Origin of the sequence: Dechloromonas sp. A34 (assembly GCF_026261605.1) — a bacterium.
Taxonomy (GTDB): Bacteria; Pseudomonadota; Gammaproteobacteria; order Burkholderiales; family Rhodocyclaceae; genus Azonexus.
The window spans coordinates 1,033,839-1,054,124 of the sequence record NZ_CP102486.1; the positions used below are offsets into that span (position 1 = coordinate 1,033,839).

General features: G+C 63.7%; 20 protein-coding genes and 3 pseudogenes. 16 read left to right on the forward strand and 7 right to left on the reverse strand.

What is annotated here, in order from left to right; all coding sequences use genetic code 11:
* Positions 1 to 915: a serine aminopeptidase domain-containing protein gene (locus NQE15_RS05190; protein ID WP_265947183.1), complete on the reverse strand. Its 915-nt coding sequence runs from the start codon at positions 913 to 915 to the stop codon at positions 1 to 3.
* Positions 912 to 1,169, reverse strand: a complete 258-nt coding sequence (locus NQE15_RS05195; protein ID WP_265947185.1) for a DUF2917 domain-containing protein — start codon at positions 1,167 to 1,169, stop codon at positions 912 to 914. Before NQE15_RS05195 ends, NQE15_RS05190 begins: the two co-directional genes overlap by 4 nt.
* 130 nt (positions 1,170 to 1,299) lie before the next feature.
* Between NQE15_RS05195 and NQE15_RS23805 the strand changes: the two genes are divergently transcribed.
* The 6 genes from NQE15_RS23805 to NQE15_RS05220 all read left to right on the forward strand — a co-directional run bounded on the left by NQE15_RS23805 (position 1,300) and on the right by NQE15_RS05220 (position 7,066).
* Positions 1,300 to 1,881, forward strand: coding sequence for a LysR family transcriptional regulator (locus NQE15_RS23805; RefSeq protein WP_323054951.1), 582 nt, complete (start codon positions 1,300 to 1,302; stop codon positions 1,879 to 1,881).
* Between the two features lie 2 nt (positions 1,882 to 1,883).
* Positions 1,884 to 2,231, forward strand: a complete 348-nt coding sequence (locus NQE15_RS23810) for a LysR substrate-binding domain-containing protein (RefSeq protein ID WP_323054952.1) — start codon at positions 1,884 to 1,886, stop codon at positions 2,229 to 2,231.
* Between the two features lie 2 nt (positions 2,232 to 2,233).
* Entirely contained in the window at positions 2,234 to 3,103 is an 870-nt protein-coding gene (locus NQE15_RS05205; RefSeq protein WP_265947187.1) for a LysR substrate-binding domain-containing protein, read from the forward strand.
* A 293-nt stretch (positions 3,104 to 3,396) separates the two neighbouring features.
* The gene (locus NQE15_RS05210) at positions 3,397 to 3,939 is read left to right on the forward strand and encodes a hypothetical protein (RefSeq protein WP_265947189.1); all 543 of its coding nucleotides are present in this window, start codon (positions 3,397 to 3,399) and stop codon (positions 3,937 to 3,939) included.
* A gap of 37 nt (positions 3,940 to 3,976) precedes the next feature.
* A complete protein-coding gene (locus NQE15_RS05215) occupies positions 3,977 to 4,387 on the forward strand; it encodes a hypothetical protein (protein ID WP_265947191.1) in 411 nt (136 codons plus the stop codon).
* Between the two features lie 342 nt (positions 4,388 to 4,729).
* On the forward strand, positions 4,730 to 7,066 hold the full coding sequence (locus NQE15_RS05220) for a penicillin-binding protein 1A (RefSeq protein WP_265947193.1): 2,337 nt from the start codon (positions 4,730 to 4,732) through the stop codon (positions 7,064 to 7,066).
* Between the two features lie 300 nt (positions 7,067 to 7,366).
* Here the strand turns inward: NQE15_RS05220 and NQE15_RS24015 are convergent.
* Positions 7,367 to 7,591 (reverse strand): annotated as a pseudogene (locus tag NQE15_RS24015) (class I SAM-dependent methyltransferase); the annotation flags it as partial.
* A gap of 973 nt (positions 7,592 to 8,564) precedes the next feature.
* On the opposite strand from NQE15_RS24015, the gene NQE15_RS05230 reads away from it, so the two are divergent.
* From NQE15_RS05230 to NQE15_RS05250, 5 genes are all read left to right on the forward strand, one after another.
* Positions 8,565 to 9,059, forward strand: coding sequence for a hypothetical protein (locus tag NQE15_RS05230; RefSeq protein ID WP_265947197.1), 495 nt, complete (start codon positions 8,565 to 8,567; stop codon positions 9,057 to 9,059).
* Positions 9,060 to 9,082: 23 nt separating this feature from the next.
* The gene (locus NQE15_RS05235) at positions 9,083 to 9,640 is read left to right on the forward strand and encodes an NUDIX hydrolase (RefSeq protein ID WP_265947198.1); all 558 of its coding nucleotides are present in this window, start codon (positions 9,083 to 9,085) and stop codon (positions 9,638 to 9,640) included.
* A gap of 312 nt (positions 9,641 to 9,952) precedes the next feature.
* A complete protein-coding gene (locus tag NQE15_RS05240; protein ID WP_265947200.1) occupies positions 9,953 to 10,930 on the forward strand; it encodes a polysaccharide pyruvyl transferase family protein in 978 nt (325 codons plus the stop codon).
* Between the two features lie 297 nt (positions 10,931 to 11,227).
* Positions 11,228 to 12,142: a branched-chain amino acid transaminase gene (locus tag NQE15_RS05245; protein ID WP_265947202.1), complete on the forward strand. Its 915-nt coding sequence runs from the start codon at positions 11,228 to 11,230 to the stop codon at positions 12,140 to 12,142.
* Positions 12,143 to 12,195: 53 nt separating this feature from the next.
* Positions 12,196 to 12,762, forward strand: coding sequence for a Tll0287-like domain-containing protein (locus tag NQE15_RS05250; RefSeq protein WP_265947204.1), 567 nt, complete (start codon positions 12,196 to 12,198; stop codon positions 12,760 to 12,762).
* On the opposite strand, the gene NQE15_RS05255 is transcribed toward NQE15_RS05250, so the two are convergent.
* Both NQE15_RS05255 and NQE15_RS05260 read right to left on the reverse strand, forming a co-directional pair.
* Entirely contained in the window at positions 12,746 to 13,408 is a 663-nt protein-coding gene (locus tag NQE15_RS05255) for a LysR substrate-binding domain-containing protein (RefSeq protein ID WP_265947206.1), read from the reverse strand. The genes NQE15_RS05250 and NQE15_RS05255 overlap by 17 nt on opposite strands.
* Positions 13,409 to 13,521: 113 nt before the next feature.
* Positions 13,522 to 13,656, reverse strand: a pseudogene (locus tag NQE15_RS05260) (helix-turn-helix domain-containing protein); the annotation flags it as partial.
* A gap of 160 nt (positions 13,657 to 13,816) precedes the next feature.
* On the opposite strand from NQE15_RS05260, the gene NQE15_RS05265 reads away from it, so the two are divergent.
* Positions 13,817 to 14,731, forward strand: coding sequence for a DMT family transporter (locus NQE15_RS05265; RefSeq protein WP_265947208.1), 915 nt, complete (start codon positions 13,817 to 13,819; stop codon positions 14,729 to 14,731).
* A gap of 49 nt (positions 14,732 to 14,780) precedes the next feature.
* Here NQE15_RS05265 and NQE15_RS05270 read toward each other — a convergent pair whose 3' ends face one another.
* On the reverse strand, positions 14,781 to 15,875 hold the full coding sequence (locus tag NQE15_RS05270; RefSeq protein ID WP_265947210.1) for a hypothetical protein: 1,095 nt from the start codon (positions 15,873 to 15,875) through the stop codon (positions 14,781 to 14,783).
* A gap of 143 nt (positions 15,876 to 16,018) precedes the next feature.
* Between NQE15_RS05270 and NQE15_RS05275 the strand changes: the two genes are divergently transcribed.
* The 4 genes and pseudogenes from NQE15_RS05275 (at position 16,019) to sugE (ending at position 18,772) form a co-directional block, all read left to right on the forward strand.
* Positions 16,019 to 16,408, forward strand: coding sequence for a PTS sugar transporter subunit IIA (locus NQE15_RS05275; protein ID WP_265947212.1), 390 nt, complete (start codon positions 16,019 to 16,021; stop codon positions 16,406 to 16,408).
* Position 16,409: 1 nt separating this feature from the next.
* Complete coding sequence (locus NQE15_RS05280; RefSeq protein WP_265947214.1) at positions 16,410 to 16,679, forward strand: HPr family phosphocarrier protein; 270 nt, start codon at positions 16,410 to 16,412, stop codon at positions 16,677 to 16,679.
* A gap of 4 nt (positions 16,680 to 16,683) precedes the next feature.
* The gene (ptsP, locus tag NQE15_RS05285; RefSeq protein WP_265947216.1) at positions 16,684 to 18,429 is read left to right on the forward strand and encodes a phosphoenolpyruvate--protein phosphotransferase; all 1,746 of its coding nucleotides are present in this window, start codon (positions 16,684 to 16,686) and stop codon (positions 18,427 to 18,429) included.
* A 5-nt stretch (positions 18,430 to 18,434) separates the two neighbouring features.
* A pseudogene (gene sugE / locus NQE15_RS05290) lies at positions 18,435 to 18,772 on the forward strand (quaternary ammonium compound efflux SMR transporter SugE).
* 1 nt (position 18,773) lies between these two features.
* Here the strand turns inward: sugE and mgtE are convergent.
* Positions 18,774 to 20,216 carry a magnesium transporter gene (mgtE, locus tag NQE15_RS05295; RefSeq protein WP_265950138.1) on the reverse strand — a complete coding sequence of 481 codons (1,443 nt, stop codon included), beginning with the start codon at positions 20,214 to 20,216 and terminating at the stop codon, positions 18,774 to 18,776.
* Between the last annotated feature and the right edge of the window lie 70 nt (positions 20,217 to 20,286).

Here is a 20,286-nt window from a genome sequence, read left to right on the forward strand (position 1 = left end):
TCAGCCCTGCCCGGGCGCCAGCGTCTCCAGCGGTATCCGCGATTGCTCGCCATCGCGCAGCCAGGCCAGCGACTCCTGCCACAGGGTGTCGCGGAAGCGGCTGTTGAAATAGCCGAAGTGACCGATCGCCGGGCTGCCGATGCTGTCCGGCGATATCCGCACATGCTGGCGTGGCGCGTTGCGGTAATAGGCGAGTAGCCGGTGCAGGGCGGCCGGCGTGCCGAAGGGGTCGTCGTGCAGGCCGATGGCGAGCAGTTCGCCGCGCATTTCCGGAAAGTGGCGCAGCGGATCGTCGCCGGCCAGACGTTGGTGCCGATAGGCCTGCTCCAGCGAAGCCGGGCGCCGCGCCCACTCGTAAGCGGCGCCGGCCGGCAGGTCCTCGTGCCAGCCCAGGCGGCGCGCCGGGAAATAGCCGCAAAGCGCAGTCAGCGCCGGCATCAGCAAATGCCAGCGCAGCCACATCAGGGCCTTGCCCGGCCCGTAGTCGCGCCAGTAGGCATACTGGGCGCCCACCGTCAGCGCCCGCTCGACCCGGCCGGCCGCTGGTGCCAGGCCGAGCAGCAGGCCGCCGATGCTGTGGCCGACGACGCGCAGCGGCCGCCCGGGAAAGAAACGCTGCGCCTGACGCAGGGCGGCATCGCAGTCGTAGCGTCCCCAGTCGAGCTTGGTGATCTGCCGCCAGCGGCGCAGGCTACCCTGGCGCGAGGCGCCGATGCCGCGGTAGTCGTAGGTCAGCACGGCCATGCCGTGTTCGGCCAGGAAGGCGGCATAGCGATGGTAGTACTCGGCCTTGACTGCGGTTGCCGGGTTGATCACGACCACCGCCTCGGTCGGCCCGACAGAGGGCCAGAGGTGGGCGGCCAGCCGGTAACCGTCGGCGGCGACCAGGACCAGCGCCTGCGGCCGCTCGTTCATGCCCGGCTCCCGGCCGTGGTGCAGAAGCAGAGGCGGGCGCCGGCCAGCGTCGACAGCGCGACCTCGATGCCCGGGCGCAGCGGCCATTGGTCGCCAGCCTGCAGGATGCTGTCCTCGGGGCTGCCGCTTTCGGTCAGCCAGACTTCGCCGGCCTCGCACACCAGGCGACCGGTGCCGGTGACGACCAGGGTTTCGCGGCGCTGCAACTGTACATACAGCGGTGTCGTGTTGGCGGCTTGCAGGATCGGGAACATTTTCCTATCCTCCATTAATGAGATTTATACATGCCGGAATAGCCCGGCGCTCAGCCTCACTCTATGAACAGACGGCTGTTTCGACAAACGGAATATCAGCATCAATGACATGCATTGAACGCATAAATCCATGAGCATCGACCTGCGTCGCCTGCCCCCGCTCGACCACCTCCGCGGCTTCGTCGCCGCCGCCCGCCATGCCAGCTTCACCAAGGCCGGTGCCGCGCTGTTCCTGAGCCAGTCGGCGATCAGCCGGCAGGTCCAGGCGCTGGAGGCGCAGCTCGGCACGCCGCTCTTCCGGCGCAGCACGCGGCGTCTGCACCTGACGCCGGCCGGCGAAACCCTCTACCGGGCCGCGCTCGACGCCTTCACCGTACTCGACGAGGCCGTGCGCGAGATTGCCGCGCCGCGCCATCGTCCCGGCGTGACCCTGTCGACTTCGATCGGCTTCGCCGCCCTTTGGCTGGTCCCCCGCCTCGCCGGCTTCCAGGCCGTGCACCCGGAAATTGGTGTCCGCCTTTCCGCCGAAAACCGCGTCGTCGACCTCGAACTCGACGATGTCGATCTCGCCATCCGCTACTGCGCCCCGGCCGATGCCCCGGCCGGCAGCCGCCGGTTGTTTGTCGAAGCCCTGCTGCCGGTCATCGGCCCGGCCTGCATGCCCGTCTGCCGGCGGTCGCCGGCCTCGACCGCGACACCCTGGGCCAGCTGACCTTGCTCGCCTTCGAGGACGACACGGCCACGGCCGAACCCCGCCTGGGCTGGGAGGCCTGGCTCAAGCCGCTCGGCCTCGCCGCCAGCGACGCCCGCGGCTGCCTGCAATTCAACCACTACGATCAATGCATCGCCGCGGCGCTGGCCGGGCAGGGCGTCGCTCTCGGCCGCGAGCCGCTGATTCGCGACCACCTCGCCGACGGCCGCCTGATCGCCCTGGCACCGCCCCGCCCGGAGCCGGAACGCGCTTACTATCTGCTGGCTGGCCCGAGTGCCGACCGAGCGGCCGTCGCCGCCTTCACCGCCTGGCTGCTCGGCCAGACCGACGCCGCCCCGACCCAGGAATAAGCATGCGCGACCTGCCGCCGCTCCATACCCTGCCCGCCTTCGAGGCCGCCGCCCGCCTCGGCAGCTTCCTCGCCGCCGCCGAAGCCCTGCACCTGACGCCCTCGGCGATCAGCCACCGCATCCGCCTGCTCGAAGATCACCTCGGCCAGCCCCTGTTCGAACGCCGCCATCGGGCCGTCGTCCTCACCGCCAGCGGGCGCCGCTATCTGGCCGTGGTCCGCGACATGCTGTGGCGGCTCGACGAGGCCAGCGGCCTGCTGCGCGCCCCGCAGCGCGAACGGCTGCGCATCTCGGCGGCACCGGCGCTGGCCAGCAAGTGGCTGGTCGGCCGCGTCGCCGCCTATCAGGATACTCATCCCGATATCGAATTCACCCTCGGCACCGCCACCGGCCTCGCACCGCTGCTCGCCGGCGAAGCCGACATCGGCCTGCGCTACGGCGAGGAGGAATGGCCCGGCCTGCTCGCCTGGAAGCTGTTCGAGGAGCGCGTCTTCCCGGTCTGCAGCCCGGCCCTGGCGGCCGGGCTGGCCAGCCCGCAGGACCTCGACCACCGCCGCCTGCTGCGCCACCCGCTGCTCTCCTGGCAGCGCTGGTTCGCCGCCGCCGGCGTCAGCCACCCCGAACCGTCGATCGGCCCGCTCTACGAGGACGCGCTGCTGATGCTCGAAGCTGCCGTCGCCGGCCACGGCGTGGCCCTGATGGCCGGCTCGCTGGCCGCGCCCTATCTGGCGGAAGGCCGCCTGGTCCGCCCCTTCGCGCAGGATTGCGCCGACCGCTGCTTCTACGTCGTCGCCCCGCCGGCCATCCAGGACCGGCCGGCGGCGATGGCCTTCATCCGCTGGCTTGTCCGTGGCGCGCACGACGTGATTTAGGGCGGCCGGGGACGGCGAGCCATCGGCAGCGCCCGGTCGATTTGCTGACGGATGGCGGGCGCCTATCCGCTCGACATGACGGATACCCTTCGTTATGCTGGCCCGATTCCGGCGCACCGCTCGTCACAGCGCCGCGCCGTGTTTCAGCGCCGGCTATCCTCGGCAATAATTTATCAACCCGTGGGGGGCGCCAGTCTGGGCGGCCGTCTTTGACTGATGTGCCAGCCAAGATAGAGAGCGTGTTGCCAGAATGTGTGGCGTATTTGCGGTCTACTTCACGTTGGGCTTGAGTCATGAACTGGCAACTGATTACCGATTCCGAAATGTCGAACTTGACAGTGTCGCAGCGCTTCTTCGAATACGCCATAGCGTATCGAAACGCCGCCTCGGCAATGTGCAACTCTATGGTGGAGACCCAAAGTTTGCGGACCTGGCCAAATGCGAATGTTGTCTTGCTGTTGGCAGCGCATTCGACCGAACTCTTCTTGAAGGGGGCCATATTGGCCCGTGATCCATCGGCGAAAATTGAGCATCACTTTCTTGATTCACTAGGTACCGAATACAAGCGCCTGTTCTCGGAATCGCAGTTTGATTGGGAAATTCCATTTAGAACCGAGTGGGGTGATTTGTCTGAAGCCGAGATTCAAGCGGCACGAAAGACTTCACCGGTTCCAAGCATGCTCTACAGATACCCTGTGTCAAAAGGCGGAAAAGAGTGGAACGGTGCTTTTGGCTTTGAAGCAGGTTCTTTCATGGAGGTTCTGGATCAAGTGGATCGAGACTTTCAAAGAATTATGGGGCATATCGCCCAACCCTCAGTTCCAGCGGATGCCTAACGGCGCCGCTGAACAATAACGTTAGGCACCTATGGTGATGTTCCGCTATCTCGCCGCAACCGCGATCACGTTGGGAATGGGGGGTTACGTGTTGGCCGATGGCTCAATAGCCTTCGCCGCAAAGAGCGAGTACCAACGGTGCCTTCGGGAAACAGAGCGTGCTAGAAAGGAATGCACATTCGGCGGTTGCGGAAATATCTTGGGCTCCTGCTATGAACGTGAAATCACCGTTATCGAGACCGACAGCGAAAAACTCACGCAATCTCTACAGTCGAAGAAATGTGCATTGCAAGCAATTCAGTTGAGTACCAACTTCGCGACCCTCCAAGAAGCAAACTCGAAAATCGATGCGCTGAGTGGCTCATGGTCAGAATTTGACCTCAGAGTAAGAACTTCTCTACTCAAGAATCACGCGTTGCATCTTCTTGCAAAGGAATGCGGTGCCTAACCACTCGGCCAACCGGACCACCGAGAAGCTGCGCTTCTCGCTTCCCTCCGCGCTGCGCGCTTCGGTGGCCGGTTACCTCAAACGTGATGCTTTTGTCTGCCGCAGCAAATCTCACTGCTGGTTGTTGCGAGGAGCGCAAGCAGTCATTTAGGTCCACAGGGTGGACGTGAGCGTCAGTTGATAGGCGCTGGCTGTCGGCATTTCGCGATTGATAACCACCAACCCGGCGCTTCCCGGCGCCGTCGTTGCGGCTAAACTGCGCCTTTCGGCGACTGGCTTGCCAGCGCCTTCCACTGCCCGGCTCGGCGTCAGACCGGGCCAAGCCTCAGCCAGGACCCGTACGTGAGCTTCTTCTCGACCGCCGTCAGTTTTCTTGCCTTGCCCTTTGCCGCAGCCAGTTACCGCAACGACCTGCGGCGAACGCTCATCGCGGCGAGCGCCGATGTCGTCCTGGTGCTGTTTGTGCTGGTCGGCGCCATGCTCGCCACCGTCCTGCCCAGCCTGCCGGCATTCGATGTCGTTACCGACTATCGGCCCAAGATCCCCTTGCGGATTTATACGGCCGATGGCGCGCTGCTCGGGGAGTTCGGCGATGAGCACCGGGACTTCACGCCGATCAAGGAGATTCCCCCGGTCTTGAAGGAGGCGCTGTTGGCGATCGAGGATGCACGCTTCTACGAGCATGGCGGCGTCGATTACCGCGGGGTTGCGCGGGCGCTGGTGGCCGACCTGACCGGCGGTTTTCGTCAGGGTGCCTCGACGATCACCATGCAGGTGGCGCGCACTTTCTTCCTCTCGCAGGAAAAAACCGTGAAGCGCAAATTGACCGAAGTCGTGCTGGCCTACCGCATCGAATCGGCCTTGAGCAAGGACCAGATCCTCGAGCTCTACATGAACCAGATCTACCTCGGCCAGCGCACGCACGGCTTTGCCAGCGCCGCCCGCACCTATTTCAAGAAGCGCCTCCCGGAGCTGACCCTGGCCGAAGCGGCTATGCTGGCTGGCATCCCGCAAAACCCGGCCAAGCACAATCCGGCAGTCAATCCGGTACGGGCCAAGGCCCGCCAGGAGCTTGTCCTGAAGCGCATGTTGCACCTGGGCAAGATCACCCCGGCGCAATTTGATGAGGCCGTCGGCCAGGCGCTCAAGATCGGCCACAGCCTGCAGTTCGAGGCCCATGCCGACCACGTCGCCGAGATGGTGCGCCAGGAGCTCTATGCGCAATACAAGGGCGAGGTCTACACCCAGGGCTTCAATGTCTATACCACGCTCGACAAGGCCGAGCAGAACGCAGCCTACGACTCGGTCCGGCGCAATGTGCTGGCCTACGACCAGCGTCATGGCTACCGCGGGCCGGAAGGTTTTGTCGAGCTGCCGGACGATCCCGACGAACAGGAGGATGCCATCGACCGGGCCCTGGCCAAGCATCCCGGCAGCGACAACCTGATCGCGGCCGTCGTCACCGAAGTCTCCGCCAAGCGCGTACGCGCCGAACCGGCCTCCGGCGACACGCTGGAAATCAAGGGCGACGGGCTGCGCTTTGCCGCCCGCGCCCTGCAGGCGAACGCCAAAATGGATATCAAGATTCGGGTCGGTTCGGTGATCCGCGTCAGCCAGGACGCCAAGGGCCGGTGGTCGATCGCGCAGATGCCGGAAGTCGATGCCGCTTTCGTCGCCTTGAACGCCGAGGATGGTTCTTACCGGGCCCTGGTCGGCGGCTTCGACTTTGCGCGCAATCAGTTCAACCATGTCACCAGCGCCTGGCGCCAGCCGGGGTCGAGCATCAAGCCCTTCGTCTATTCGGCCGCACTGGAAAAGGGCTTTTCACCGGCCACCTTGATGAACGATGCGCCGCTCTCGCTGCCCGGCGGCGAAGGCGGCCAGCCCTGGGAGCCCCGCAACGACGACGGCTTCGATGGCCCGATCAGCCTGCGCGAGGCCCTGGCCCGCTCCAAGAACGTCGTCGCGGTCCGCCTGCTGCAAGCCATCTCGCCGCAATATGCGCGCGACTATCTGCAACGCTTCGGTTTCGATGCCGCCAAACATCCGGCCAATCTGACCATGGTCCTGGGTAGCGGCTCGGTCACCCCGCTGCAGATGGCCGACGCCTACGCGGTGTTCGCCAACGGTGGGTACAAGGTCACTCCCTGGCTGATCCAGAAGGTCACCGATGCCCGCGGCACCGTGCTGTGGGAGGCACCACCGCCGTCAGCCAGGCAGCAAGAGCAACGGGCCATCGACCCCCGCAACGCCTTCATCATCGACAGCATGCTGCGCGAGGTGGTCAGAAGCGGTACTGGCGCCCTGGCGAGCCAGCGCCTGGGACGCAACGACCTGGCCGGCAAGACCGGCACCACCAGCGACGCGGTCGATGGCTGGTTTGCCGGCTACTCCGGGAACGTCGTGGCCGTTTCGTGGATGGGGCACGACCAGCCCAAATCGCTGGGTGGCCGTGAATTTGGCGCGACCCTGGCGCTACCGATCTGGATCGACTACATGCGCCAGGCCCTGTCCGGCAAGCCGCCCAGCGAAAGAAAGCCGCCGCCCGGCGTCTCCAACGTCGACGGGGACTGGCTTTACGATGAATTCAAGGGCGACGACGGGGTCAAGGCCCTGGATGTCGAAGTGTCGCCGCTCAAATCCATTTTCGACACCATACGGAAGATGTTCGGCGGCTGAGTCCGGAAGCGTTTCAGGCGGTGCGCGGCTGACCGGGGTTGCGGGCCTGGTCGGACCGCTTGCGCCAGACGCTGGCCAGCCAGGGCTGTTGCGCCAGCGGCAAGCCGGCCGGGCGATAGTAGTGCTCCAACTCCAGAAACCCGGCCGTTTCGAGAAAACCGCGCCATGCCGCGAGGTCGTGAAAGACCCCGTATCGCCCCTGACTCCAGCCTTCCTCGTTATTCCCCGGGGATTCGAGGTGAACAGGACACCCTCCGGGCGGAGCGCAGCATGCAACTCGCTCAGCACGCCCGGCAACGCCTGGCGCGGCACATGGAATAGCGAAGCGTTGGCGAAGATGCCGTCGAAGTGGCCGGCGGGCAGCTGCAGGGCGAGGAAATCCTGCTCCCACACTGAGCAGCCGCTGTGCTCACGCGCCATGGCAACGAGTTGCGGCGAGCCGTCGAGGCCAACCGCCTCATGCCCCAAGGCGCGGAATGCCGCCAGATCACGCCCGGACCGCAGCCGAAATCGAGAATGTGCCACGGCAGCGCGCCGCGCATGTGGCGCAGCAGCGCCTCAATGTTCTGCTTCACATCGTGGTCGCGCGTCCCTTCCCAAAACTCCGCAGCACGCACGTTGTAGTGGGCGAGGGTCTTCGCGCTGATCTCACTCAGGTCTTCAAGCCGTGATGTCATCGCCTTCCTTCGCTGGCTGGTTGAAGGTAAGTGGCGTGTGGTTTGAGGCACCTCCAGGCGCTCGCCGGTGTCGTTTGACCGGAAGATTGACGATTCGTTTTGTGTCCTCGGTTCGGAGCGGCTGATCCAACTGAGCGCCAGCAGTCTAAATCTTCGCGTCAGTAGATCATCTGGGGCTGTATGACGTGCCTGATCGTCACGCGCTCCGGTCATCCGGCTTTTCCTGGAGCAGAAAAAGCGCCGAATGATCGAAATCAGGAAGCCTTAGTGGCTGAAGTCGGTCAGGAGTGGTGGCCCCCGAAAAAATCGCTCCGTAGCGGACACTGGCGCTGCCCGCATGATTACTGATTGATAAGGAGGTTCGAACGGGATAATCTCCATGTCATTAAAGGCCTTGGAGGTGATTCTGTCGGTCCGTAGTATTAGCAATAACCCAGACGTTTCTGCGTCTGAATAACCGTTAGATTTCTTCAGGGCGGTAGTCACTCACACATGCTTACATTGAGCGGAGTTAGCATATGAAAAATAGATTTGTGCTCCGAAACTCAGTATTAGCTTATTAAAAGCACCAGAATTATTGCCAGTGCATAGACTCAATGGTGGAACTGGGACAAGCCACGAATTCAATATTCACTAGTTTGTGGAGAGCCTGATGTTCGCCTTCCTGTAGGCACCTACATGTTTGGATACGAACCAACATGTGTTTCTCCAATTAGCGATACGGAAGCAGTAATTTCCCCTGAAATCTAACATCTCAATCCGCCGAATCTGGCAAAAGCCGCGCAGTCCTGTGATTTACAACGTCATCTACAAGAAAAACCATGATCCGCTACTCATATAAACTTTACCTCTACGCTGTGTCGACTATTACGCTCATCGGGTCAACCTGTTGGTTCGTGTCTGATCCTTCCTGGGAGCCGGGATTGGCTTCATTCACGGCACTCTGTGCCTGCATAGCATCATTTGTAGGCATCCTTAATGATCAGTTTAATTTTGGGGAATCTCAACGGATATCAAAAATTTCGTCCGGTAAGGATTTTGAATTGATTTCCACCGAGGTGCAAAGCGCGCTTTTTTCATTTACAGATCTGAAAAGCAATCCAAAAAATGACGTGGAACGAATTCTTATTGGTGCATATGGCGTCCTATTCAGGAGGCTGAAACTTCTGTCTATTACAAGTAATGGCGATTTGAAGGCTGTGTCCGATCGGGCCGAAGCATTCCTAAAAAGTATTGCATTTACAGCAAAAGCGGATGTGCAATTTTGTGGAGATTGGAAGGCCGAGGGAGCCAGAACAATCGTGCAATTGGCTTAGGAAAAACTCTAGAAAATATTGAATTGTTTAGGGTTGAAGAATCGGGTGGCACTGCCAAGGCAGAGCCCGTTCGTAAAGCTACCAGCTCCTTGATTTTGATTAAGGCGAGACGAGGTGGGGAACCGGTATTTCTGTTGCGTTGGTCGGATGCCTGGGGCGGGTACTATTGGTTCGTCGGTGGCATTCAAGAACTAAATGAGTCGGCTGATGAATGTGCGGTGCGTGAATTAAATGAGGAGCTTTCAGTATCCACGAAGTGCATTAGAAGTATGACAAAACTATTGAGTGTTCCGGATCGAAGGATTTCGTCAAGGATGCGCGTTTTTACAGAGTACTTTTATAACGTTTACTCCGTGGCTTTGGATGATGATGGAACTTGTTCTGCATTGTTAATAGCTGAGCCAGTTATCCAGAAAACTATAAAAGGCGGACATCCTTATAATCAGCGATGCAAGTGGCACACTTGGGCTGAAATTAAGTCTTCTGTTAGTTTGATGAAGGATGCTGGAGCGGTTGTTCAAGCTATAGAGGCTTATGGCGTGGACAGAATTCCCTTGAGCATCACTGATGATGTCATATGAGTGATGCGCAACTTAATGGCTAACCGGTTGCTCGAGCCGACTGCCCGTTGGCAAGCCTCCGTCAGCATTCCCAATGCTAAGTATTTTTGCTATGGGCAGGGTCATGCCGTAGAAAAATCAATTGAGCCAATAGCTATTTGGTCGAGTGACGTCTGATTGAGCAGCCCAGCACGAGGCGGTCCATATGTCCAATCTAGGATGGTTTTGGTATTCAGCCAAGCCGAGTGCAATGGCGCAGGGGAAGGGATGGTGCGAACGCATGGAGGCTAGGCTTTGTCGTTCGCTGTAACGCATTATGCTGCAAGGCGCGACGTGAATCGGCCCATCGTCTTCTTCGGCGCCTTTGATCGCCACAATTTTGGCGACATCCTGCTCGGGCATGTCGCCGCCGCCGAATGCGAGGCCGGCGAAGGGACGTTTGCCGGACTAGCCGCTCGTGACCTGACGGCTTGGGGTGGGCAGCGCATTGCGGCGCTCGACTCATGGCCGGTGCCGCTGAACCTGATCCACGTCGGCGGGGAGTTGCTCGACTGCTACGCGGCTCAGGCCGCTTATATGCTGGATGAGCCGGGGTTGTGCTGGCGGCGGCAGGCGCCTTACGTGGTGGCCCGGCACGAACTGCCCACTGGTTCGGTTGTCGAGTTCCGGGCGGTCGGTGGCGTTGGGCTGGACGAGCGCGATGTCGGTTTCCGCGCCGAGGTCTTGGCTGCGTTGGCGGAGGCCGGGAGTGTCAGCGTGCGCGAGCGGACGACGCAGGCGCTGTTGCGCGCCGCCGGGATCGATGCCCCGTTGGTGCCGGACCCGGTGACCCGGATTGGCGAACGCTTCGGGGCGCGCATCCGGGCGCGGATTCGGCGTCGCGATCCCTATCTCGCCGTCCAGTTTGCCGCCGAGTGCGCAGACGATGCAACGCTGGCGGCGTTCGCCCGTGGCCTCGAGCGTCTTGGCCTACCCGTCGTGCTCTTCCGGGCCGGGGCCGCGCTGTGGCACGACGCGCTCGAACCCTATCGCCGCCTGGCGGCGCGTTCAGTGCTGCCGATGGAAATATTCGTGTCGCTCGATGTCTGGGACATTTGCGCCCTGATTGCAGGCAGCCGCGGCTATGTCGGGACCAGTCTGCACGGTCGCCTGGTCGCCGAAGCCTTCGCCGTGCCGGCGCTCAGTCTCGAACGCGAAGCGGGGGCGGCCAGGAAGCTGCGCGCCTATCTGGCTACTTGGTCGCCGGGCTGCGTGCCGCTGGCGCCGGAGGTTTTCGCCGATGGTGGCTTCATCTTCCCGCCGTCGCGCTGAGCAGAGCGCGGCGAACCCGCCCGGCTGCGAGCGCTGGCCGGCCAGGCGATGTTGGATGCGCCATGCCGCCGGTTCGCGTCCGGCCAACGGCGAGTATTACGCATGAATTTAATTCAATCGACAGCTCGTCAATTCGTTTGAAGCCGCATCAAGCCGCCGGCATTCTTTCCTCACCGCCATCCTCCGCCTGACGCCCGCCTACCCGGCACCGGCCACCACGGACCCCGCCGCGCCCACACCTTGGCGCGCTCTGCCGACCGGTTCGCCGGTCGATTTCAGGATTTCGAGGAGAACATCATGCAAGACCGCGACGGTTTCATCTGGCTCGACGGCCAGTGGCTGCCCTGGCGCGATGCCAAGGTGCACGTGCTGACCCATACCCTGCATTACGGTTACGGTTGTTTCGAAGGCCTGCGCGCTTACGAAACGGCCGACGGGCCGGCCATCTTCCGGCTTGACGAGCATTTGCGACGGCTCGAGGATTCGGCCCACATTCTCGCCATCGACCTGCCTTTCGACCGGGCGACGCTGGCCGCCGCCTGCCGTGAGGCGGTCAGCAGCAACGGCCTGAGCGCGGCCTACATCCGGCCGCTGGTCTTTCTCGGCGCCGAGAAGCTCGGCGTCGATCCGGCCGGGGCGGCGACGCATGTCATGGTCGCCGCCTGGTCGTGGGGCGCCTATCTCGGCGGCAAGGCGCTGGATGAGGGGATTCGCGTTCGCGTCTCGTCCTATGCCCGGCATCACCCCAACGTCCAGATGTGCCGGGCCAAGGCCATTTCGACCTATGCGAACTCCATCCTCGCCGTCCGCGAGGCGAGGCGCGACGGCTACGACGAGGCGCTGCTGCTCGACACCGACGGCTATGTCGCCGAAGGTTCCAGCGAGAACATCTTCGTCGTGCGCGATGGCGAACTGCTGCAGCCGGAAACCACCTCGGCGCTCGACGGCATCACCCGGCGCACGGTTTGCGCGCTGGCCGCCGATCTCGGGCTGGCCGTGCGCAGCAAGCGGATCACGCGCGACGAGCTGTATTGCGCCGACGAAATCTTCCTGAGCGGGACGGCGGCCGAGATCACCCCAGTGGTCGAGGTCGATCGCCGGCGCATCGGCAGCGGCCGGCCGGGGGCGCTGACCCGCCGGTTGCAGCAGGCCTTCTTCGCTTGCGTGCGCGGCGAGCTGCCGGAACGCCGGGGATGGCTGACGGCGGTTTGAGGAGGCGGCCAAGCAGCGTAACATTAGCGTTTTCTAATTTAATTGGAGTCCCCATGAAAACCTTCCTTCCCGTTGCATTGCTGCTCGCCGCCTTGCCGGCACTGGCCCAGGATCTTGCCGCGCTGACCGCCGACACCAAAAAGACCGTCCTGCCAGTCGTCCCCAAGGTGGTCGCCGCCATGCAGGAAGCCGTCGCCGAGAAGGGCGTGGCGGGGGCCATCCCGGTCTGCAAGGAGACGGCGCCGCAACTGATCAAGGCCAAGCGCGCCGAGACCGGCTGGGACATTCGCCGCGTCAGCCTGAAGACGCGCAATGCCGAGCGCGCCACGCCGGACTTGTGGGAGGCTCGCCAACTGGCCGATTTCAATATCCGCGCCGCCAATGGCGAAAAGCCGGAGACGCTGGAAAAGAGCGAGATCGTACAGATCGGCGGCAAGCCGGTGTTGCGCTACATGAAAGCGTTGCCAGTCGCCGATGTCTGCCTGAAATGCCACGGCCCGGTCGACGGCATGGAAGCCGGCCTGTCGGCCAAGCTGGCCGAAAGCTACCCGCACGATCAGGCGACCGGCTATGTCAAGGGCCAGATTCGCGGCGCGCTGACGGTCAAGCGCCCGCTGTAATGGCGCCGCCCTTGCCGGCCAGATGGTCGAAGAGGGCGGCAGCGGCCGGGCCGAGTGCGGCGCGCGAGCGGATGCACAGTTGCAGGTCGCGCGGCGCCCAGTCGTCGGTGATGTGCACGATCGCCAGTCCACGGCCCGGGCTTACCGAAGAGAGCGGCACCATGCCGATCCCGACGTCGGCCGTCACCATCCGGCAGACGGCATTGAAGCTGCGGACCTGGATGCGGACATCGAGCTGCCCACCGAGCCGGGCGGCAGCATTCATCATGAAGGTGTGAATGGCGCTGCCAGCGTGCAGGCAGACGAAGGGTTCGGCCAGCACTTCGGCAAAGGCCACCGTTTCACGCCCCGCCAGGGGGTGCCCGGCGGGGACGATGAGCACTAGCCGGTCGCGCCGGTAGGGCTGGGTTTGCAGTCCGGCCAGCCCGGGGCCGGCGGCGACGACGCCGATTTCCACCTGCCCGGCCGCCACCGCCTGAATGATCGCCGGGCTGGGTTGTTCCTCGAGGCAGAGCCGGATGCGCGGATGGTCGCGCAGGAAATCGCCGAGGTCTTCCGGCAGAAAACAGTTGATCGCATTGGTGTTGGCGAACACCGTGACCTGGCTGAGCACGCGGCTGGCGTAGGGGGCGAGGTCGGCATGCATCTGTTCGAGCTGGGCGAAAACCTGGCGGGCGTGGCGGAGCAGGGATTCGCCGGCCGGGTCGGGGTCAGGCCGCGGTGGTGGCGGGTGAATAGCGGCGTGCCGAGCCCCGCCTCGAGCTGGGTCAGGCGGTGGCTGGCCGACGACGGGGCGAGATGGATCTGGGCCGCGGCGCGGGTCAGGCTGCCGTTGTCGGCAATCGCCGCCACCAGTCGCAGGTCGGGAAGGTCGTAGACCATGGTTTCGTCCATAACGAATGCTGGCTTTGAATAATACCAATTGCCAAGCCGCTGTGTGGCGTATTCAATAGCATCTCGACGCCCACTGGACGGTCATGTCCGGTCCGGGTAGTGGGTAATCCCGGTCGGCTTTGCCATGTAAATCGTTTGTTTAAATCGAATGCCCCGCCGCATGACCGAAAAACACAATTACCGCCTGGGTTTCTGGCTCGCCATCGGCGCCGCGTTCGGCTTTTCGGCCAAGGCGATTTTTGTCAAGCTGGCCTATCTCGTGCCGGCGGCCGGCGCCGGGCTGTCGCCGGTCGATGCCGTCACCTTGCTCGCCCTGCGCATGGCGTTCGCCGCACCGGCATTCGGGATTGCGGCGCTGAGGACGCGCAGCGCAGCCAGCCTGAGTGGGCGGCAATGGGCCGCCCTGGTCGTGGTCGGGCTGGCCGGTTACTACGGCGCCAGCATTCTCGACTTCTGGGGTCTGATGTTCATTTCCGCCGGCCTCGAGCGGCTGATCCTGTACACCTATCCGACCTTGACCGTACTGCTTGGTGTGGTGTTTTTTGCCAAGCAACTGACCAGCCGCGAGATTCTCGCCTTGGTCCTGACCTACGCCGGCATCGCCGCCGCCTTCGCCCACGATCTCAACCTGGCGAGCGACACCTCCGCGGTGTGGACCGGAGCGGCCCTGGTCTTCGCGTCGAGCCTCTCGTACGCCGTCTATCTCGCTGGCGGTGGGCAACTGATCGCCCGTCTGGGCAGCGGGCGGTTCACGGCGCTGGCCATGGCGGTCGCCACCGGCGCGACCTTCCTGCACTACCTGGTGGCCCGGCCGTGGGACGAGGTCTTGCGGCAGCCATGGCCGATCTATGCCCTGGCCGCCGGCATGGCCCTGGTGTCGACGGTCATTCCGGTCTTCATGCAATCGGCGGCGATCAAGGCCATCGGGGCCGGCCGCGCCTCGATGGTCGGCATGATCGGGCCGCTGCTCACCATCCTGCTCGGCTGGCTGGTGCTGGATGAAAGCCTGTCGCTCTGGCAGCTTGTCGGCTCGGGTTTTGTGGTGCTCGGGGTGATCCTGATCGGTCGTCGCTGAGCGGCCGTGCAGCCCGGTTGGCGACCGAGTGCAGCGCAACGGGGCGGGATCAGACGCGTTCTTCGACCGCGCGCACCCGTGCCGTCGGCGAAACAGCTTCGGGGAACTCGGCAGCCAGTTTGGCCGGATCGATCAGCGGGGTCGGCGCGACAAAATCGCTGAGGCGCACCGAGGCGATCAGCGCAGCATAGACCGGATCGAGCTGAAGATCGGCGCTTCGTGTGACCGAGTTGGCCAGCAGATTCTGCAGCGCGATGGTGGCGGCCGAAGCGCGGCGATCGGCCGCCTGCGTGTCGGCACTGGCGTCTGCCGCCGCTGCGCTCGGGGCGGGGGCGGCTGCAGGCACGACGGTGTTGGTCGGCACGGCGGTTTCCGGTGCGGTAGTGGCCGCTGTCGTGGTGCCTGGCGGCGTGGTGGGGGTGGCCGCCAGCAACTCGTCTAGCGTCGCCACGGGCGCTGCGGGCGTCAGTTCGAACAGGGTGTTCTGATCGAGCGCCGCAGTTGTCGTGGCCGCCACCTGCGCCAACCGGGCCTCGGCCAGCGAGGCATCGGCGGCCTGGCTTTCGAAGCTGTTCAGTTGTGCGCTCAGGGCGTCAATGGCCTGATCGAGCAGGCCCTGGGTGCCGACCGGGTCGGCCGTGCTGGCGGCATCGAGAATCTGCTGGTCGATGCTCAGCAGCGGAGCGCCGGTGGTCGGTGAGGGCGCGGTCTGGATGCCGATGCCGAGCAGGCTGTCGAAGTCCGAACTGGCGGCGGTGAGGGCGGTCGCCGCCACTTCGTTGAGCGTCGGGGAGAGCGGCGCCGCCGGCAAGGCGTCGGGTGCCGTAACGAACAGGGTTTGCAGACCGGCAACGTTGTCCTGCAAGGCGTTGAAGCTGGCGACCAGGCGCTGGGCTGCGGCTTGGGCGCTCTCCGGCGTAGCTGGATCAGTGGTTTGCGGGGCGCTCAGCTGGTTTTCCGTGGTCGCGACGGCGGATAGCAACTGGCCGGTAATGGAGAGGTCGACCAGGCTCGAGAAGCTGCTCGCCGTTGCCGGGCTGGTGGTCGTCGACACGACAATCGGGGTCGGCGAACTCAGCAGCGGAAATGCCACCGGGGCGACGGTGGAAAAGCCGATGGGCGGAACGGAAATTGATATGGCCAAGGTTGATCCTCCAAGGCTTGAAGCCTCGTTGAATCTTTGGACAACGGAGCGGAGCCGTGGGTTCAGTGCGTGCCTCGAGCGGCAGCGCAATTCCCATCGTTAGCCGAAGATGATATGCCGCGCTTCGGGTTAGAATCGGGCGCATGATCGGAATCCTACTCATCACCCATGGCAGCTACGGCGAGGCACTCGTGCAGAACGCCTGTCATGTGCTGAACAAGCGCCCGGTTCAACTCAATCAGCTCGGCGTCGCCGCCCAGGACGATCCGCTCGACCTGATGCCGCTGGCGCGTCAGATGCTTGGTCTGGTCGACAACGGCAAGGGCGTCCTGGTGCTCACCGACATCTTCGGTGCCAGTCCGGCCAACCTCGCCCACAAACTGCTCGACCCTGGTCGCATCGAAGGCCTGACCGGCGTCAATCTGCCCATGCTGCTGCGTGCCCTGACCTATCGCGAAAAGGGGATGGAAGTCCTGCTCCAGCGCGCCAGGGATGGCGGACGCGATGGCGTTTTCAACATGCTGGACCACTGAAATGCTGACCAGAGACACCGAAATCATCAACAAACTGGGCCTGCATGCCCGGGCCTCGGCCAAGCTGACCCAGCTTGCCGCCAAATACAAGTGCGAGGTCTGGATGTCCAAGGGGGCGCGGCGCATCAACGCCAAGAGCATCATGGGCGTGATGATGCTGGCCGCCGGCAAGGGTTCCAAAATCACCGTCGAAACCGATGGCGCGGACGAGGCAGAGGCGATGGACGCCCTGCTCGCGCTGATCGCCGACTGTTTTGGCGAAGGCGAGTAGCTACATGAGCTTTACCCTTCACGGTCGGGGTGTTTCGGGAGGGATCGCCATCGGGCGGGCCTTGCTGATGTCGCACGCGACGCTGGAGGTGTCGCACCTGACCGTTGCGCCGCGCATGGTCGACAAGGAGATTGCCCGTTTCGATGCCGCGGTGAGGGTCGTCAAGGAAGAGCTGGAAGCCATGAAGGGCGCGACCGAGCATGCGCCGGCCGAACTCTCGGCCTTCATCGACATCCACACCATGTTCCTGGAGGACCCGGAACTGATCGACAAGCCGCGCGAGATCATCCGCGAGCGGCGATGCAATGCCGAATGGGCGCTGGTCCAGCAGATGGAGCACTTGGTCCGCCAGTTCGAACAGTTCGACGACGTCTACCTGCGCGAGCGCAAGCTCGATGTCCGCCAGGTCGTCGAGCGCGTCATCAAGGAACTGCTCGGCCATCCCAGCCGCGCCGTGATGCGCGCCGGCAAGGGGGTCAAGGAAGAGCAGCTGATCGTGGTCGCCCACGACCTGTCGCCGGCCGACGTCATTACCTTCAAGGAACACCGCTTCGCTTCCTTCATCACCGACGTTGGCGGTGCCACCTCGCATACGGCGATCTTGGCGCGCAGCATGGCGATCCCCTCGGTGGTCGGCATGGAAAATGCCCGCTCGCTGATCCGCGACGGCGAGCTGCTGATCGTCGATGGCCAGCGCGGCGTCGTCATCGTCAATCCCGACCCGCGTGTGCTGGATGAATACAAGCTCCGCAAGAACCAGATCGAGCTTGAGGAAACCAAGCTCAAGCGCCTGAAGACGGCCAAGTCGCAGACCATCGACGGCGTCCAGGTGCAGCTGTTCGCCAATATCGAACTGCCCGGTGACATCCCCGAAGCCCTGGAAGGCGGAGCCGAAGGCGTTGGCCTGTTCCGCACCGAATTTCTCTTCCTCGACCGCGGCGACATGCCCGACGAGCGCGAGCAGTACGAGGCCTACAAGCGGGTGGTCAAGGGCATGGCTGGACGGCCGGTGACCATTCGCACCTTCGATCTCGGCAACGACAAGGACCTGCGTCCCGATTCCAGCTTCGGCGACCGCGTCAAGACCAATCCGGCCCTCGGCCGGCGGGCCATCCGCCTGTCGCTGGCCGAGCCGCAGATGTTCCAGACGCAGTTGCGGGCCATCCTGCGTGCCTCGAAATACGGGCCGATCAAGCTCTTGATCCCGATGCTCGCCCATGCCCACGAGATCGACCAGACGCTGGCCGCGCTGGAGCAGGCCAAATCCAGCCTGCGCGGCGAGAAGATCACCTTCGACGAGAACATCGAGGTCGGCGGCATGATCGAAATCCCGGCCGCCGCGCTGGCTATCGGCCTTTTCCTGCGTCGGCTCGATTTCCTCTCGATCGGCACCAACGACCTGATCCAGTACACGCTGGCCATCGACCGTTCCGACGAACAGGTGTCCTCGCTCTACGACCCGCTGCACCCGGCGGTGCTGATGCTGCTCGCCCACACCATTACCAGTGCCGAGAAGGTTGGAGTCCCGGTCTCGGTGTGCGGCGAAATGGCCGGCGACCCCAAGCTGACCCGCCTCTTCCTCGGCATGGGGCTGCGCATCTTCTCGATGCATCCGTCGCAGATCCTCAAGGTCAAGAACCGGGTCCTCAAGGCCGATGTCAGCGATATTGCCCCCACCGTCCGCCGCATGCTGCGCCTCGAAGAGCCGGGCAAGCTGCGCGAGGCGCTGGAAAAGCTCAACGCTTCCTGAGTGCCATGACGACCGGTAGCGCCTGGTTCGTATTGTTCATCGCCGGCCTCTGCGAAATCGGCTGGGCGGTCGGGCTCAAATATACCGCGGGCTTCAGCCGCTTGTGGCCGTCGGTTGCCACGCTGGTGGCGATGGCGGCCAGCGTCGTGCTGCTCGCCTGGTCGTTGAAGGTGCTGCCGCTGGGCACTGCCTATGCGGTGTGGACCGGGATCGGCGCGGTCGGCACGGCGATTCTCGGCATCTTCCTGTTCGGGAGTCGCGGGAAGTGGCGCGCCTGGTCAGCATCGGGCTGATCGTCGCCGGTATTGTCGGGCTCAAGCTGCTGACCCCGGACAGCCACTGAGTTACATCAGGAACAGCGTTGCCAGCCCGAGGAAGATGAAGAAGCCGCCGGAGTCGGTCAGGGCAGTGATCATCACCGAGCCGCCGATGGCCGGATCGGCGCCGAATTTCTGACGGAGCAGCGGGATGCCGACGCCGGCCGAGGCGGCGAGCAGCAGGTTCAGGGTCATCGCCGCCGTCATCACGATACCGAGTTTGAAGCTGCCGTAGAGCCACCAGGCGGCGATGCCAAGCAGGCCGCCCCAGATCAGGCCGTTGATGCTGGCGACGCCGAGTTCCTTGCGCAGCAGGCGGCGCATGGCGTCCGGTTGGACCTGGCCCATGGCGATGGCGCGGACGATCATGGTGATCGTCTGGTTGCCCGAGTTGCCGCCGATGCCGGCGACGATCGGCATCAGCGCGGCAAGCGCCACCAGCTTTTCGATCGAATCCTCGAAGGCGCCGATGACGCGGGAGGCGACGAAGGCGGTGACCAGATTGACGGCCAGCCAGGCCCAGCGGTTTTTCACCGAGTCCCAGACCGAGGCGAAAATGTCTTCTTCCTCGCGCAGACCGGCCTGAGCCAATTGCTCGTGCTCGGCTTCTTCGCGGATGTAGTCCACCACCTCGTTGACCGTCACACGGCCGACCAGCTTGCCCGCCGGATCGACCACCGGGGCCGACACCAGGTCGTAGCGTTCGAAGGCCTTGGCGGCCTCGTCGGCCAGATCGTCAGGTTCGAGTTCGACAAAATCGGTCTGCATCAGGGCACCGACTTCGACCTCGATCTCGTTGACCAGCAGGATATTCAGCGGCAGCACGCCTTTGAGGCGCTCGTCGCGGTCGATCACGAACAGCTGGTCGGTGTGGTCGGGCAGTTCGTCGAAGCGGCGCAGGTAGCGGAGCACGACTTCGAGGGTGACGTCCTCGCGCACGGTGACCATGTCGAAGTCCATGATCGAGCCGACCGAGTCTTCCGGGTAGGACATCGCGGCGCGCAGTTGCTCGCGTTCCTCGACCGAGAGGCCGCGGAAGACATCGTCGATAACGCCCTGCGGCAAGTCGGGGGCGAGGTCGGCCAGCTCGTCGGCGTCGAGCGTCTCGGCGGCGGCGACCAGCTCGGTGCGCTCCATCGAGTCGATCAGGGTCTCGCGGACGGCATCCGAGACTTCGAGCAGGATCTCGCCTTCGCGCTCGGCTTTGACCAGGTCCCAGGCGATTAGACGTTCGTCGAGCGGCAGCGCCTCGAGGATGTAGGCGATGTCGGCCGGGTGCATCGGCTCCAGCTTGTGCTGGAGTTCGTGCAGATGCTGCTTGTGGACGATCTCCTCGACCACGTCGTGGCGCGGCCCCTCCTGCCGGTGCACCAGTTCCTCGACCAGCTTGTGCCGGGCGAGCAGGGTCTGCACCTCGGCGAGGCGCTCCTGCAAGTCGTCGGTGTCGGTCAGCTGGGCTTCTTCGCTCATGGTGCGGTGCCGCAAAAGGTCAGCCATTTTAGCATCCGCCGCATGTCAGGGCTTTGACAAAATCGCCGCT